At 58.4% G+C, this 16,233-nt stretch carries 8 protein-coding genes and 1 pseudogene; all 9 read left to right on the top strand.

Annotation, left to right across the window (positions count from 1 at the left end; genetic code table 11):
• The first annotated feature begins 87 nt into the window (after window positions 1-87).
• The 9 genes and pseudogenes from PG731_RS02300 to nrdF all read left to right on the top strand — a co-directional run bounded on the left by PG731_RS02300 (window position 88) and on the right by nrdF (window position 16,027).
• Complete coding sequence (locus PG731_RS02300; RefSeq protein WP_270771878.1) at window positions 88-3,639, top strand: bifunctional proline dehydrogenase/L-glutamate gamma-semialdehyde dehydrogenase; 3,552 nt, start codon at window positions 88-90, stop codon at window positions 3,637-3,639.
• A 155-nt stretch (window positions 3,640-3,794) separates the two neighbouring features.
• Window positions 3,795-5,558 (top strand): ABC-ATPase domain-containing protein, encoded by a 1,764-nt coding sequence (locus PG731_RS02295; protein ID WP_270771877.1) that lies wholly within the window; start codon window positions 3,795-3,797, stop codon window positions 5,556-5,558.
• Between the two features lie 109 nt (window positions 5,559-5,667).
• A complete protein-coding gene (locus PG731_RS02290) occupies window positions 5,668-6,429 on the top strand; it encodes an ABC transporter ATP-binding protein (RefSeq protein ID WP_270771876.1) in 762 nt (253 codons plus the stop codon).
• Window positions 6,426-8,981: an ABC transporter permease gene (locus tag PG731_RS02285; protein ID WP_270771875.1), complete on the top strand. Its 2,556-nt coding sequence runs from the start codon at window positions 6,426-6,428 to the stop codon at window positions 8,979-8,981. The genes PG731_RS02290 and PG731_RS02285 overlap by 4 nt, the downstream gene beginning before the upstream one ends.
• A 103-nt stretch (window positions 8,982-9,084) precedes the next feature.
• Window positions 9,085-9,416, top strand: a pseudogene (locus PG731_RS02280) (transposase); the annotation flags it as partial.
• A 567-nt stretch (window positions 9,417-9,983) separates the two neighbouring features.
• Window positions 9,984-12,362 carry a S9 family peptidase gene (locus tag PG731_RS02275; protein ID WP_270771874.1) on the top strand — a complete coding sequence of 793 codons (2,379 nt, stop codon included), beginning with the start codon at window positions 9,984-9,986 and terminating at the stop codon, window positions 12,360-12,362.
• A complete protein-coding gene (locus tag PG731_RS02270) occupies window positions 12,359-13,303 on the top strand; it encodes a ribonuclease H family protein (RefSeq protein ID WP_270771873.1) in 945 nt (314 codons plus the stop codon). The genes PG731_RS02275 and PG731_RS02270 overlap by 4 nt, the downstream gene beginning before the upstream one ends.
• Before the next feature lie 182 nt (window positions 13,304-13,485).
• Window positions 13,486-14,844, top strand: a complete 1,359-nt coding sequence (locus PG731_RS02265; protein ID WP_270771872.1) for an alpha/beta fold hydrolase — start codon at window positions 13,486-13,488, stop codon at window positions 14,842-14,844.
• Window positions 14,845-15,064: 220 nt separating this feature from the next.
• Window positions 15,065-16,027 (top strand): class 1b ribonucleoside-diphosphate reductase subunit beta, encoded by a 963-nt coding sequence (gene nrdF, locus PG731_RS02260; RefSeq protein WP_270771871.1) that lies wholly within the window; start codon window positions 15,065-15,067, stop codon window positions 16,025-16,027.
• The last annotated feature ends 206 nt before the right edge of the window (window positions 16,028-16,233 follow it).

Genomic DNA, 16,233 nt, shown 5'->3' with positions numbered 1-16,233 from the left:
GGGGTGGGCGACCTCGTCGACTGAACATCACCGCACTGAATCTTTCCAACTCACTCACACACCACTGAACAAAGTAATCGAGGAAGAATGTCTGAATCAGAAAACCCCACCACGGATTTCGAAAAGATCGTTGACCGCGCGCTTGCTACCGCGAGGCGTTGGGCGACATCATCGACACAGTTCCCGACTGACCCGGCAGCACAGTTGCTGGCCGGCGTCTTGAAGGACGAAGAGGGCTTGGATTACACCGTTTCATTCGTTGACGGAGTGGTTCGCCCCGAAGACCAGAAGGTGGCTGCACGCCACCTTGCCGAGGTCGGCGCGAAGAACCCGAAGTTCTTGCCGTGGTATCTGCGCACCCCTGCACTGGTTGGTGGCAAGGCCGGCACGCTAGTTCCGTCAATCGCTGTTCCCGCTGCCCGCAAGGTGTTTGCACGCCTTGTTGGTGATCTTGTTGTTGATGTGTCCGACGAGAAGCTCGGTCCAGCAATCGAGCGACTTCGTAAAGATGGCGCGCGCCTGAACATGAACCTGCTCGGCGAAGCCGTTCTGGGCGAGAAGGAAGCTCGCAAGCGCCTCGACGACACTCGTCGTCTGCTGGAGCGCCCGGATGTTGACTACGTTTCGCTGAAGGTTTCGGCGGTGACCGGCCCGCACAACCCGTGGGGATACGACCAGATCGTTGACCACGCGGTACGCGAATTGCTTCCGCTCTACCAGTACGCGGTCAGCGCCGGTGGCAAGTTCATCAACTTGGACATGGAGGAATACCACGACCTTCAGCTGACGGTCGACGTGTTCAAGACGATCCTCGACCGTGAAGAATGCCTGGGGCTGCGTGCCGGCATCGTGCTTCAGGCCTATCTGCCCGACACCTTGAACGTCATGAAGGATCTGCAGGAATGGGCGGCAGCACGCAGGGCGCGTGGCGGAGCACCGATCAAGGTGCGTGTCGTGAAGGGCGCAAACCTGGCAATGGAGCGCGTCGATGCCGCGATGCACGGCTGGGATCTGACGACCTGGGATTCGAAGCAGTCGACGGATGCGAACTACGTGCGAGTCCTGGATTGGGCGATGCACCCCGACCGTATTCAGAACGTCAACATCGGCGTCGCGGGACACAACCTGTTCACAGTCGCTTGTGCATGGGAGCTGGCGAAGGAACGCAGTGTTACCGACCACGTTGAATTCGAAATGCTGTCCGGTATGGCGATGCAACAGGCGGCCGCTGTTCGTCAGGAAGTCGGCAACCTGTTGCTGTACGTGCCCGTCGTTCACCCCGACGAATACGACGTTGCCATCGCCTACCTGGTGCGCCGACTGGAAGAAAACTCCGCGGACGATAACTTCATGGCGTCGATCTTCGATATCGGCACCTCGCAGGCATCGTTCGATAAGGAAAAGACTCGCTTCCTTGCCGCAGTTGAGCAGATGAAACGCGAGGGAACCAGCCGTGTTGGCGCAAACCGTACCCAGGACCGCACGTCGGAAACTGCCGATGACCTGGCTGCACCATTGAAAGACTCGAACGGTAACTGGATCTTCGCGAACACTGCGGATTCAGATCCGGCTCTTCCGGTCAACCTGCAGTGGGCACGTGAAATCGCCGAGCGTATCCCGACCTCAACTCTGGGAACTGCGACCCTTGAAGCGGGGACGATCACTGATCGCGAAACCCTGGACAACCTCGTCGAGGCGACCGCGAACGCCGGCAAGGAATGGGCGGCTCGTAGCGCCGCAGAGCGTAGCGATATCCTGCACCGCGCAGGTGTTGAGCTGGCCCGTCGTCGCGCGGACCTGATCGAGGTTGCCGGCTCCGAACTGGGCAAGTCCCTGGAACAGGCTGACGTCGAGGTTTCCGAAGCTACCGACTTTGCCCACTACTACGCACAGCTTGCTCTGGACCTCGAAAAACTCGATGGTGCCCACTTCACTCCGGTAGATCTGACCTTGGTTACTCCGCCGTGGAACTTCCCGCTGGCAATTCCTGCCGGTGGCGTTCTGGCCGCTTTGGCCGCGGGATCGGCTGTCGTTTTGAAGCCTGCTGATCCGGCTGGACGCTGTGGCGCCGTTATTGCCGAGTGCCTGTGGGCTGCGGGCGTACCGAAGGATGTCCTGCAGTTTGTCTCCGTCTGCGAGGACACGCTGGGTAAGGACCTTGTCACGCACCCGCGCGTGGGTCGCGTTGTCCTGACGGGCGCAGCCGGGACGGCTGAACTGTTCCGCTCCTGGGATCCGACGATGAAGATCATGGCGGAGACTTCGGGGAAGAACTCGATCATCATCACTCCGTCGGCTGACCTTGATCTGGCCGTAAAGGATGTTGTGAACTCGGCGTTCGGTCACGCTGGTCAGAAGTGTTCTGCCTGCTCGTACGTAATTCTGGTCGGTTCGGTTGGCTTCTCGAAGCGCGTGCGCAACCAGTTGCTTGACGCGGTTCGTTCCCTGCACGTCGCCTGGTCGGATGACCTGAGCGCTCAGATGGGTCCGCTGGCGGCCGAGCCGACCGGAAAGCTACTGCGCGGTCTAACCACGTTGGAACCGGGTCAGAAGTGGGAAATCACCCCAAAGCCTCTCGATGACACGAACCGACTGTGGAGTCCTGGTGTCCGCTCGGGTGTCCAGGTCGGTAGCGAATACCACTTGACCGAATACTTCGGCCCGATCCTCGGCATTATCCGCGTCGATACGCTCAATGAGGCGATCGAAGCGCAGAACATGGTCGAGTACGGTCTGACCGCCGGCCTGCACTCGCTGGATCCGGACGAAATCAACTACTGGCTGAACAACGTCGAAGCTGGCAACGTGTACGTTAACCGCGGTATCACGGGCGCGATCGTGCGTCGCCAGCCGTTCGGTGGCTGGAAGCGTTCAGTTGTCGGCGAAGGCACGAAGGCCGGTGGCCCAAACTACCTGCTCGGCTTCGGTTCGCTGGCGTCCGCGCCACTCGATTCCGCTTTGTCGACGCACACGTTGAAGCCTCAGTTGCGCGATCTGCTCGATTCGGCGTCCGAGGTGCTTGACGGCGAAGAGATGGAGCGTTTGGCGAAGGCAATTTCGTCGGATAACGAGGCCGCGTTCACCGAATTCGACGTCTTACATGACCCGAGCGCGGTGCCCGCGGAGCGCAATATTCTGCGTTACATTCCGGCACGTGCAACGATTCGCGCCGGAGCGGGCGCTTCGCTGACCGATATTCTGCGCGTCATCTCGGCTGGCGTGGCAACGGGTTCCTTCGCTTCGAATCCACAGGGTGAGGGAATGATTCGCGAGACCACCGGCGGCGGTTGGGGCGATGTTGAGCTGACCGTTTCCACGACCACACCGCTACCCGCGTCGATCACGTCGCTACTGGCGCACATGGGTATCGGGGTTGTTGTCGAAGACTTCGGTCAGTTCACTACGCGTCTGACACAGGTGGAATTCAACTACGACGAGCGTATTCGTCTCATTGACGAGGCCGGCGACGACGTGCGTTGCGCCGTGGGCGGCTCGATTGACGTGGCCGTCTGGGATGGCCCCGTCACAAACTCTGGCCGTGTAGAGGTTCTGCCGTTCGTTCACGAGCAGGCAGTGTCGATCACGAACCATCGTTTCGGTAATCGCACTCCCCTGTCGACGCAGGTCTTGCAGGGCTGACTGAGGTGCCCCTGTGCGGGGTACTGCGCAGGCTTCCTCAACCGTGTGAGTGAGGAATAGCGCCGGCGGGCATCGGAAAGCGACCACATTATGTGCGTGGAATGCCCGCCGGCGCGACCTGTGCCCAGGGTGGAGCGACCCGATACGATAGGGGCATGGTCCCTCGCTTTCACACCGACAATAAGTTCCACAAGCGCTCTGGCTCTGACGCAGAGTTGATTCGTGACCTCGACCGTCTGGATGGTCGCTCCTACGGGTCGTATAAGTCGGTGATCGGCGACTGGGATTACGGCGATTTTTCGCTGAGCATTGATCGGATTCAGTCCGACCCTTACGCTCCTCCGTCGCCGATTCGCGCAACTGCGAAACCTGATCGAATGGGCTTGCCACCTGAAGCATTGGCCAATGGTCAGGCTCGTCTGGCGACGGCTGACTTCCTGGCGCGAGCCTTCGAGGCAGCAATCAGAAACCGTATTCGTGGTGGTGCCATTCGGATCGCTCACCCGGGTCAAGAGATCCTGCAACGTTCAAGCGCGAAAGTGATGCCCGATCATGTTGAGATCCGTTTCCAGGTTCAGATGCCTGCGCGAGGTCGAACGATCATGGGCCGCGAAGCTGCCCGTATTTTCGACGTGGATATTCCGAACATTGTGATGGACACGTTTGATTTTGTGTCTGACGATGACATCACCGTCGCCAAGACCTCCGCCCTGAAAACCCACATTGCGACGTACGAGGATCATTGCGCTCTGATCGATTCTCTGGCGGAAAACAACTGGGTGTCTTTTATTGCCGATGGCTCGTTGCTTGCCCGTAAGTCGGGGGTTTCGCAGGTTCCGATGGACGCCGATACCGCGGTAACTTTTGAGTCCCCGCAGACTCTGCGTCAGACGGTGAACCTGCCTCACGCGGGCGAAGTCAGTGGCATGGCAATTGCTCCCGGTGTCACCGTGATCGTCGGCGGTGGCTACCACGGCAAGTCGACGCTATTATCAGCAATCCAGCGAGGCGTGTACGCGCATGTTCCACGCGACGGTCGCGAACTCGTAGCAACTCTTCCGGACGCCATGAAGGTACGCGCAGCCGATGGTCGTGCCGTGACCGGAGTCGATGTTTCTCCCTTTATTTCGCATTTGCCGGCCGGCGCGGACACGACGAATTTCTCGACGTCGAACGCTTCAGGCTCAACCTCTCAGGCTGCGGCGATCATGGAGGCTGTGGAACTCGGCTCTCCTCTTCTGCTGATCGACGAAGACACTTCGGCAACGAACCTCTTGATCCGTGATGAGCGTATGCGCGCCCTCGTCGCGACCGAAAAAGAGCCGATCACTCCCCTCGTGGACCGTATCGGAGCTCTTGCTCAGCAGGATGTTTCAACGATTATGGTCATGGGCGGTTCTGGCGACTATCTGGACGTTGCCGACTGCGTCCTCATGCTTGACACTTACCGTTGCGTGGACGTCACCGCCCGCGCCAAGGATGTAGCTGAACAAATGCCGCGGCCTCGTAATGACAAGCAGGAATTCGCGATGCCCGCGCCTCGTATCCCCCATCGCCTGCGCCCCACGTCCGACCGCCCGAAGACGAAGTCCGCGGGCCTGGACGAAGTCACGATCGACCGCCAGACAATCACCCTGACGGACGTGGAGCAGATCGTCGATCCGGGTCAGACCGAAGCAATCGCCTGGGCGCTCCGAGGAGTTTTGGGAAACTATGCTGCCGGTAAGATGGCGCTAGTCGAACTGCTTGCTCGTCTTGAACGTCAGTTCGCATCCGAAGGCTTGGACGCGCTGACAAAGTTCGGGGCACGCTCATCCCCGGCATTCTTGGCTCGCCCGCGACGCGTCGACATTGGGGCCGCGATCAACCGTTTCCGCGGACTCAGTATTGTCGCCACCGACTCCTCGGAAGAGGACTGACCCCCCTTCTATTCGAGGTTAATCGGGGATATCCCCCACAAGAAAATGGGGGTGGAAATGGGCGCTTCCCTCATAGTGCGTAGTTCGCTGCTCGGCGCATAGTTGAAGCATGAGTATTCCACTTCCACAATCTCAGTCAGTCTCATCCGTTTCATCGTTCGCGCCCGTTGTCGCTCTTAATCACGTATCCAAGATTTACGGTCAAGACGATACGCGCGTCGCAGCGCTTGACGACGTCAGCGTCGACTTTTATGAGCACACGTTCACCGCCATTATGGGTCCGTCGGGCTCAGGCAAGTCGACCATGCTTCACATGCTTGCCGGTCTCGATTTGGCGACCAGTGGCGAGGTTCGGATCGAAGGTAAAACCCTGTCGCAACTGAATGATGACGCGTTGACCCGTCTTCGTCGCGACCGCATCGGTTTCGTATTCCAGAGCTTCAACCTTGTTCCCACCCTTGATGCGCGCGCGAACATTGAGCTTCCCCTTCACCTGGCCGGACAAAAGCCTGACCGCCGTTGGCTCTCCATGATCGTCGACGTGCTCGGTATCGGGAATCGCCTGAAGCATCGCCCGCAGGAAATGTCTGGTGGTCAGCAGCAACGCGTCGCCGTTGCCCGTGCGCTCGCATCGAAACCAGCAGTGATCGTCGCCGACGAACCGACCGGCAACCTGGACTCCGCTTCCTCGCGCGAGGTCCTGCACCTTCTTCGCGCCACCGTTGATCAGCTGGGACAGAGCGTCATCATGGTGACGCACGATCAAAACGCCGCTCTGATTGCCGACCGTGTCCTGGTGATGCGCGACGGAAAGATCCGTGCCGATCTGACCAAGCCGACCGAAGCTCAGCTGAGCGAGGCTGCACGATGAGCTCCATTAAACAGCCGGGCGATTTCGCCCCTACACCCGAGCCTCGTACTGACGCTTCCACGTCACGTGGAACCCTTGGCCACTTGCTTCGCGCCAACGTGAAGACGCACGGTCGTCGCTACGTGGCGACCGGCCTCGCCGTCGCGATTTCAACCGCGTTCATCATGGTGTTCCTGGCACTCGGCAACGGTATGACCGCATCGTTGACCGCGAGTGCGCGCGATTCCTACCAAGGCGCTGCCGCGGTGGTCGAGGCTACTGACGAGTTCTACAATGCCGGCCACTCGGATCTTTTAGAGGTCACCGATCAGTTGAAGGCAACCGACGGTGTCACGGCAATTGCACCGCAACAGATGGCATTCCTTAATCTGTCGAATGGCGCTAAGCGGACGGTTCGTATGGCAAGCGCTACCCAGCCGGAACCTTTCCACCGCAGTGAAGTAACAGAAGGTGCCCTTCCGAACAGCGACACTGAGATCTTCCTCGACACGACCGCCGCCAACAACCTTGGCGTGAAGGTAGGCGACACGATTCAGGCAAGCGCCGTGTACACGCAGGATGCTTCTGCTCCAAAGACCAACCTGACCGTTTCGGGTCTGGTGAAAACCGGGCCGACGAGCCAAGGTGTTGCGATAATGACACCGGACGGCTTGGTTGCCGCGTCCAATCACTCGCAGCACACGACCAGCATTCTGGTTGCCTCATCGAGCGCCTCCCCGTCGATTGCTGAGCAAGAAAAGTTGGCGAACACGCTGACAACGACACTCAATGACACCGGTCTGACAGTAACGACCGGCCACGCGGCATACGAAAAAGAAATTAAGCAACTGGCCGCCGGGTCAGCAGCACTCACAGCGATATTCCTGATTTTCCCCGTGATTTCGATGATTGTCGCGATTATCGTTGTTGCGACGACCTTCCAGGTGATAATGACTCAGCGGCGTCGCGAGCTCGCCCTGCTACGCGCCATTGGCGCAACGAAGAAGCAGACTCGGTCGTTGGTCATGCGCGAGGCCGCACTGATCGGCCTAATCTCATCGACGGTCGGTACCGTCGTGGGCGCATTGGGTGGGTTTGCGATCCTGAACGGGTTCGGGATTGTCTCGTTCTCTGACGCAGTTGCCTCGGCTGCCTCGCCGATCGCTCTCGCGGGAACGTGGGCAGCTGGCACGCTGATGACCATCGCCGCGAACCTGCGCCCCGCGCGCTCGATTGCTCGCATGTCTCCGATCGAGGCACTGGGTAATCAAGCGGAAACCGCATCCTCGCAGAAGTCGCATCGCGTGTTCTTCATTGTTTCGCTCATCATTGCGACGCTTGCCTTCGCAGGTATGGGTGTTGGCCTGTTTATGCGTGGGTCAACCAGCGGTTTCCTGCTCGCATTCCTTTCCGGAATGGTCGCGCTGGTCGCCATGATGTGCGCATCGATCGTTTTCATTCCGGCCTTGGCACGTCTGTGGGGCAGTCTTGGACGGGGAACCACGTCAAAGCTGGCACGCGAAAATACTCTTCGCAATCCTGGTCGCACCGCAGCAACAGGTGTTGCTATCGCCATTGGCGTCACCCTAATCACCATGATGAGCGTGGGCGCAGCATCAATGCGTCAGACACTCACTTCCGAGGTTGATTCTGCTCGTCCTTACGATCTGACCGTGCAGTCTGCCAGCGGTGAGCTACCCGCATCCGCTCTGTCAGAGGTCACTGGGACACAAGGTGTTGCTGCGGCGGTTGAGATTCACGGGACCAGCGGAACGATGACAGCAGGAACCGATTCGCTTGATGTCTTCATCGATGGCGTGCCCGACTTGAATTCGGTCGCACACTCCACGGTTGACGTATTGGATGATACGACCGCAAAGTTTTCGAGCAGCACAGTGAAGACCGGAGACACGGTTCAGGTGTGTACCTCGAACGGAAAGTGTGCGGACTTCACCGCTCTCATCGATGAACACTCCCAGGCTGACTACGTTTCAATTTCTGCGAACGCCCTCAGCAAACTGGATTCATCAGCCGGTGTGAGCGCGATTCAAGTGAAGCTGGACGACCAGGCGAGTGCTACCGAAGTACAGTCCGCTCTGCTGTCGCTCAACGACCAGTACTCGGTGAACGGTACCGCTCTTGAACGCGAAACCTACAACCGGGCGATCGATCAAGTCCTACTGGTCGTGATCGGAATGCTCGGTATTTCAGTTCTGATTGCACTGGTCGGTGTGACGAATACGCTCAGCCTGTCGGTTGCCGAGCGCACCCGCGAGAACGGTCTGTTGCGCGCTCTTGGTATGACCCGACGGAATATTAAGACGATGCTGAGTGTCGAAGCTGTCTGTATCGCGTTGGCTGGGTCAACCATCGGTGTGATTCTGGGGATAATCTTTGGAATCGCGGGAACATACGCCATGCCTTTGGAGGACGTGACCATTGCAATCGCCATGCCGTGGGGAACGCTGATTGCGGTTGTTGCTGTGTCCGTGTTGGCCGCTTTGATCGCCTCGTGGTTGCCCGGACGCAAGGCTGCAAAGGTCTCTCCCGTGGAGGCACTGGCGACTGAGTAACACGGCTCCGTGTCGGGGCTCGGGGTGCATCCGAATGGATGCACCCCGAGTTTCGTTCAAGCCCGAACCTCGTCGGTTTTTGGGTATTAACCCCGGTTTTTCGCGGGTTGCGTGGGAGCGGTTCGTGCCGTTTCTGCAGTTCCCGCCAGTAGCAAGAAGGGTGCTCTACACTACTCATTCAATCGAGTCACTCAACGCTGAGCTGCGTAAAGCCACGCGGAACCGCCATCAGTTCCCCAACGATACGACAGCACTGAAAACGCTTTGGCTGATAATTTGCACCATAGAAGATAAACGCGCTACCCAGCGCCCGAAGAAAGCCAAACGCGATATCGAGTGCAACGGACATATTGAAGGAGCCAAACCAACAGCTGGAAACAAGCCGTCAACCAACTAGCCGTAACATACCCAGACCGATTCACGGAGTATTTATAAACCAACCTCTCCACACACAAACAATCAGGCACTCTCGCAGTAAAGCTTCATCTGCGCGTTGCTTGGAACTACACGAACTGCACCTAGCGCGACAAATCTAGGCTCTTTGGTGCGAAAACGTCGCGTCAGATGCAGTCCGTGCGCACAAACCAGCCCAATCACCGCACCAACTACACCCCACGCGACGAGACCACACATTTCAGGGCAAAAGTGTCGCGTCAGGTGCAGCCCGGAGAACAAAACCCGCCTCCTTCGAAGACGAGGGCAACGGCGGTGATGTTATTCGTCAGCGTGGGAACGGTGGTTTCTTGCATTTCAGGCACGTTTGCAGACTATGCCCGCCCGGTTCGAAATGCTCGCCGAGGTCCAGCATGTGCGCTCGCGGTTGACGCTCACAAATTTGTCGTAGCTCTGCGGTTTTATTGACGAGGCCACGCTCGACGTTCTGGGCTCGGGGCGTGTATTTTGGCACCAGTTTCCGAGGTTTTCGTTTGTTGAGGCGCAGACTCATTTACCCGTGCGGGAGCATGTAAAACATTTGTGCATGGTGCGGGTTAAAGTCTGTGCATGAGCACATTCACCCTTCCACCTGTGGCCGAACGTCGATTTGGCTACCGCGTCCGCGATATTCACGGCGATCATTTTGATGATGGCTGGGATTGGTTGCGCGATGAGTCGAATGCTGATGTGGTCGCGCACCTGAATGCAGAGAATCGCTGGGCGGATCAAGTGTGTAAGCCAACTGAGTCGTTAGCTACAGCGATTGCTGGCGAAGTAAAGGGGCATACGGCTCTGGACGATGTCTCAGTTCCCGTTTTGGACGGTGACTATTGGTATTTCCGCAAGTGGCATAAGGGCGATTCGTATGCGACGCATCATCGTGTGCCGGCCGATCGCAAGGGCATTTTTGATGCGTCTGCTCTTCCGCCTCAGCCCAGTGTTGATGATGTTCTTCCTGGCGAGACGCTGATTCTGGACGAGAATGCTCTGGCAAAGGGACAGGAGTTCTTTAAGGTCGCCGATATTCAGCCAAGCCCCGATGGTCGCTTCATCGCGTGGGCGCGGGACACTGCTGGGGATGAGCGCTTCACGTGGGTTGTTCAGGTTGCCGATACTGGCGAAATCGTTGATGAAGCCGTGGTTGACGCTGGTTATGGGCTGGCGTGGGCGGCGGATTCCGCTTCGTTTATTTACATGGGTGTGGATGATGCGTGGCGCGCATGCGAAGTCTGGTGGCACCAGCTTGGCACCGGTCGCGATCAGGATCGTTTGCTTCTGGTTGATCCTGACGAGCGTTTTGAAATGGGGATTTCCGATGGTGGGGACCCGTTCCATGTCCTCATTCATTCAATGTCGTCGACCGCGGGTCAGGCATGGGTGTGGTTGCCGGATCATCCGTCAACACGCCCGCTTCCAGTAACTGGTCTGACAAAGTGTGTGATGGTGACGGTGGATTCTGCTGGCGATCACCTACTTCTGGTGCACACTGCTCTGTCGCAAGAGGGCACGCTTGCCGTTGCCACTTATCCGTCGGATCTTGTTTCGCTGGCAACTCCCGTTGATGCTGACTATTCACGTAGCTCTCTTGGCGATCGCGCAGCTGGATCAGCGATTAAGATTGATGAAACCGCGCCTTTTGCTCCCCCATCAGCGTGGGTCACTGTGCGCGAAGCGGGCACAGGCGAACGCCTGCTCGAAGTGGAAGCTAAGGCATCGTTCTGCGTGCTTTCTATGCGTTCGAATGCTCTGACACAAGTGGAGTACCGGGTTCGAAACACGGCTTTTGACGTCAGTGGGGATACGCGGCCTCGTCCTCTTTCGGGCGACGAACTGGGCGAACTTTGGGGTGGCGGACACTTCGTCGAAGCCGAGGCTCCGGTGCGCACGATCGATTCTGTCGATGGGCCGCGCTTTGGTGACCGTTTCTTCCGCGTGCGCGTTCAATCGCAGATTCAACCGGAAACAACGATCCAAGTTGACCCATTCAGCGGCGAAACGACGGTACTGAAGGTCACAGAGGCTCCCGGCTGGGATCCGTCCACGATGGTGGAAGAGCGTGTGTGGGTAACGGCTCGCGATGGGAAGACTCAGATTCCGGTTACGTTGATTCACGGGGTTGATGTGCGACCTGACGGCACACATCCCGGGTGGGAATTGGGATATGGGTCGTACGAGGTCTCCTATGACCCCGAGTTTGAGACGCTCCGCCTGCCAATCTTTGAGCGCGGTGTGGTGTTTGCGATCGCGCATATCCGCGGTGGTGGTGAACTGGGGCGCGCGTGGTACGACGATGGGAAGGAAGCCGTGAAGGTGAATACTTTCACCGACTTCATTGACGTTGGGCGTTGGATGGTCGAATCAGGCTGGGTTGCTCCCGGGCGCCTCATTGCTGAGGGACGAAGTGCCGGTGGTCTGTTGATGGGTGCCGTGTTGAATATGGCTCCCGACCTGTACCGAACGGTGATCGCTGGCGTTCCTTTCGTCGACGCTCTGACGACAATCTTGGATCCGAGTCTTCCTTTGACGGTCGGTGAATGGGAAGAGTGGGGTAACCCCATTGAAAGCCCGGAGATCTTCCGGATTATGAAGGGCTACACGCCGTACGAGAACGTGCCAGAAAACGTCACTCTGCCAGCGGTTATGGCAACAACATCGGTGAATGACACACGCGTTGAATTTGTTGAGCCGACCAAGTGGGTCCAACGCCTACGAGAAGCGTCAGGGCAGAACACGGATGCTGACCTTGCCGCCTCGCGTCCGATTGTTCTGCGTACTCAGATGGTTGCGGGTCATGCTGGGCCATCTGGCCGTGAAGGGCGCTGGAAGGCTCGCGCCGAAGAGTTCGCTTTCGCGCTCGGGCAGGTCGGAGTTCCTGTTCCCGCGGCATCGGAACTAGGTACGTCTGAAGCATCCGAAGCAATGAACAAGGCTGGTGATCAGCGATGACGCCTGCGGGTAACCGTATCGTTGCTGCCGTTGACGGTTCTTCACTTGGGAATCCTGGTCCCGCTGGCTGGGCATGGGTTGTTGACGCTGACTGCTGGGATGCCGGTGGCTGGGAATCGGGGACGAACAATCTGGGTGAGCTCACCGCTGTTCTTGAGCTGTTGAAGGCCACGGAAGCTGCTGGGTTTGCTGACTGTGAGCTCCATATCTTGGCCGATTCGCAGTACGCGATCAACGTGATCTCTTCGTGGATGCACGGGTGGAAGAAGCGCGGGTGGGCGAAGGCCGATAAGAAGCCGATCAAGAACCTTGAACTGATTCAAGAAATTGACCGTGTTATCGCTGGGCGCAACGTAACCTTCGAATGGGTGAAAGGGCACGCCGGGCACACCATGAACGAGCTCGCCGATAACTTCGCGCGCGGATGCGCCGAGGAATATCAGGCGGGTCGCATCCCCAAACCTGGCCCCGGATTTGCTGGTAGTGGGGGAGAAACTCCTGCTTCGCAGTCCAACAAGACCGGTGATTCCGGCGATGATTCCGCGAGCGCAGTCGCAGAGCCGGCGGTTTCTTCTTCTGACTCTTCTTTCATGGAGATGCGTGATGGTTCCGGATCGGATAACAGGTCGCGTCTGATTGAGAATGAAAAGGTGTTCCTCACTGCCTGGCTTGCAGGAGAATCATCGGTTTTAAAGCAGATCGTAGCCCCGGACTGCACGCGCGTTTGGCCGAACGGGAACGTGACCACGACGTTGGAGGGCCCTGTTCCCCTTGACGCGAAGATCAGTCGCATGACGGTGACTCCCGCAGGAAGCGCTTGGCTTGTTCGCTACGAGATGCGATGGAAGAACGGCGCCAGCGTTGAGCTGTCGGTCTGGGAGCCAAGTGAGAATTCGCGTGGGCTGAGCCTGGTTCATCATCAGACAACCCTGAAAGGTTAAGAGGCAGGCCACACTGGCGTCCACAGTGCGACCCTCGAACGAGCAGTAGCGACCCACGCGCAAAAATTGCTGAGTGATGTCCAGCCTGCAAGCGCACTCCCGTAAAGAGCCAGCTTGCTCTCGGTTCACTGACATCGTTGCGGGTATGCGAATTGGATTGCCCGCCGCGATACAGTGGGTTCATGCTCGTGAACTCGTATATTCAGCACTCTTGCACCGTCAATGAACACCGTTTCGTCGTCCCGTTGGATCACCGGAAGACGCTGAACGCACCCGCGTCGACTCCGCAGACGCTGGAAACGATCGAGATTTTCGCGCGCGAGGTGATCCGACCCGGTGGCGAAGACCTCCCCTACCTGGCGTATTTGCAGGGGGGTCCCGGTTTTGGCGCGCCTCGTTCGGGTGACTTCCGCGATGGCTGGCTTGGGCGTCTGCTCGACGACCACCGCTTGGTTCTGTTAGATCAACGAGGCACGGGCCAGTCGGGGCGCCTTGATGCGCGCAGTTTGGTGGAGTCCGGTCGCTTCGATAACCCGGATGGGTCCATCAACGATCAGGCGTTGGCTGATTACCTGATGCTTTTCCGCCAGGATCAGATTGTCTGGGATGCCGAGCATGTTCGCCGTGAGCTGGCTGGCGACGCACAGTGGTCGACTCTGGGCCAGAGCTTTGGCGGATTCATCACGACCGCTTATCTGTCGCTCGCCCCTGAGGGCCTCGAAAAGTCACTCATTACGGGTGGTTTGCCGGGCCTTACACACGTCGACGAAATCTATCGCCGGACATACGCCGCCACGGCGAAGCGTAACCAGACCTACTTCTCACGCTACGCATCCGACGAGCGCACGATCCGTGAAATCACCGCTCACCTGCGCGACACCGAAGAGCTGCTGCCAACAGGAGAACGTCTGAGCCCCGCACGATTCCGCATGATCGGCATGGGCCTGGGAACAACAACGCGCACAGACATGTTGCACTATCTGCTCGAAGGCCCGTGGACAACGGTACGTGGGCAGCGTCGCCTGTCGCACCAGTTCCTCGAAGGCATCGCGGCGGAAATTGCAGGCACCCCCATGTACGCGGTTCTGCACGAAACAATTTATGCGGGTGCGACCCCCGACCTGGCTGGCACGACAACGAACTGGTCCGCCGACCGTCTAGCCGAAGAAATTCCCGGTTTCGCTAAGGATGCCGATCCACTCGACGAATCTGAGCCCTACTACCTGACCGGCGAGCACATGATGCGCCGTTTCTTCGACGAGGATCCGTTCCTCCGCCCGTTCGCGAAAGCCTGCGACATTCTGGCGACACGCACGGATTGGCCAGCCGTCTACATTCCCGAGGTTCTGACTCAAAACACCGTCCCGGTCGCAGCATCCGTCTACTACGACGACATGTTTGTGCCTCGTGAACTGTCCCTCGACACCGCGGCGACAATCCGTGGCGCACGCACGTGGATCACGAACGAGTACCAGCACGACGGCCTGCGCGCGTCCGGAACGAACGTTATCGACCACCTTTTCAAGTTGGTACGCGACTGAGCACCGACGCCCTGGCTCCGCCTGCGATAAGAGCAGAGCCAAGATCGGCAGGCGGCCTCGTCGATTGGTGCACACTCGATTTGTGCGCAACTGGCCGATCTCACAAGATCGGTCGCCCACCCACATCACCTACCCACCCACATCGCGGGTAGGCTATGTCCATACCCCCCCAAGCGCCCGCGCTTGGATACGAAGCACACCCCGGATTGAAAGAAGACCAGTGAGCACTCAGCCCGTTTTTGAAGCGATCAACTGGAACCGCATTGAGGACGAGAAGGACCTCGAGGTCTGGGATCGCCTGACCGGCAACTTCTGGTTGCCTGAAAAAGTGCCGTTGTCGAACGACATTCAGTCCTGGAAAACCCTGCATCCGGACGAGCAGCTGATGACGAACCGCGTGTTTACCGGCCTGACTCTGCTGGACACCCTGCAGGGCACGATCGGCGCAGTCTCCCTTATCCCTGACGCGCGCACTCCGCACGAGGAAGCCGTCCTCACAAACATCGCGTTCATGGAGTCCGTGCACGCGAAGTCCTACTCGTCGATCTTCTCGACCCTGCTGTCGACCGAAGAAATCAACGAATCTTTCCGCTGGTCAGAAGAGAACGAGGCCCTGCAGCGCAAGGCTGAAATCGTGAAGTCCTACTACGAAGGCGACGACCCGGAGAAACGCAAGGTTGCCTCGACGATGCTCGAGTCCTTCCTCTTCTACTCCGGCTTCTACGCTCCGATGTACTGGTCGGCACACGCTAAGCTGACGAACACCGCTGACCTGATCCGCCTGATCATCCGCGACGAAGCTGTTCACGGCTACTACATCGGCTACAAGTATCAGCTCGCCGTCGCCGAGTCCTCTCCCGAGCGCCGCGACGAACTCAAGGATTACACCTACGCTCTCCTCTACGAGCTCTACGAGAATGAGGAGCAGTACACCGAGGACCTCTACGATCCGCTCGGCCTCACCGAGGACGTGAAAAAGTTCCTGCGCTACAACGCGAACAAGGCGCTGATGAACCTCGGCTACGAGGCCCTCTTCCCGGCCGATGAGACGAACGTGAACCCGGCAATTCTGGCGGCTCTGTCACCGAACGCTGACGAGAACCACGACTTCTTCTCGGGCTCCGGTTCTTCCTACGTGATTGGCGAGATCGTCGACACTGAAGATGAGGACTGGGACTTCTAAGGGCCCTCCTTCAAGACAACTGACAAGGGCCCTGGCAACCAGCACGGTTGCCAGGGCCCTTTCGTTTCACCCCCGGATTTACCCTAGAAATCGCGCAGAAGCGTCCGCAAAAAACCCTCACTTTCGCGTTGACGGTTAAACTGTCTGTGTTACGTGTGTGCATTTACGCTCACACGAAACGTTTTTCCGTTGGAAGAGAGTCGATA

This window comes from Pauljensenia sp. OF14-1SRA, from assembly GCF_027694595.1.
GTDB classification, from domain to species: Bacteria; Actinomycetota; Actinomycetes; order Actinomycetales; family Actinomycetaceae; genus Pauljensenia; species Pauljensenia turicensis_B.
The sequence above is the reverse complement of the archived record's forward strand: the minus strand, read 5'-3'. Positions and strand labels throughout refer to the sequence as shown.

Excerpts from the sequence above, each read along its gene's own strand:
- PG731_RS02270 (WP_270771873.1), top strand. The coding sequence starts at position 12,359 with ATGACGCCTGCGGGTAACCGTATCGTTGCTGCCGTTGACGGTTCTTCA.
- PG731_RS02275 (WP_270771874.1), top strand. The coding sequence starts at position 9,984 with ATGAGCACATTCACCCTTCCACCTGTGGCCGAACGTCGATTTGGCTAC.
- PG731_RS02285 (WP_270771875.1), top strand. The coding sequence starts at position 6,426 with ATGAGCTCCATTAAACAGCCGGGCGATTTCGCCCCTACACCCGAGCCT.
- PG731_RS02265 (WP_270771872.1), top strand. The coding sequence starts at position 13,486 with ATGCTCGTGAACTCGTATATTCAGCACTCTTGCACCGTCAATGAACAC.
- PG731_RS02295 (WP_270771877.1), top strand. The coding sequence starts at position 3,795 with ATGGTCCCTCGCTTTCACACCGACAATAAGTTCCACAAGCGCTCTGGC.
- PG731_RS02300 (WP_270771878.1), top strand. The coding sequence starts at position 88 with ATGTCTGAATCAGAAAACCCCACCACGGATTTCGAAAAGATCGTTGAC.
- PG731_RS02290 (WP_270771876.1), top strand. The coding sequence starts at position 5,668 with ATGAGTATTCCACTTCCACAATCTCAGTCAGTCTCATCCGTTTCATCG.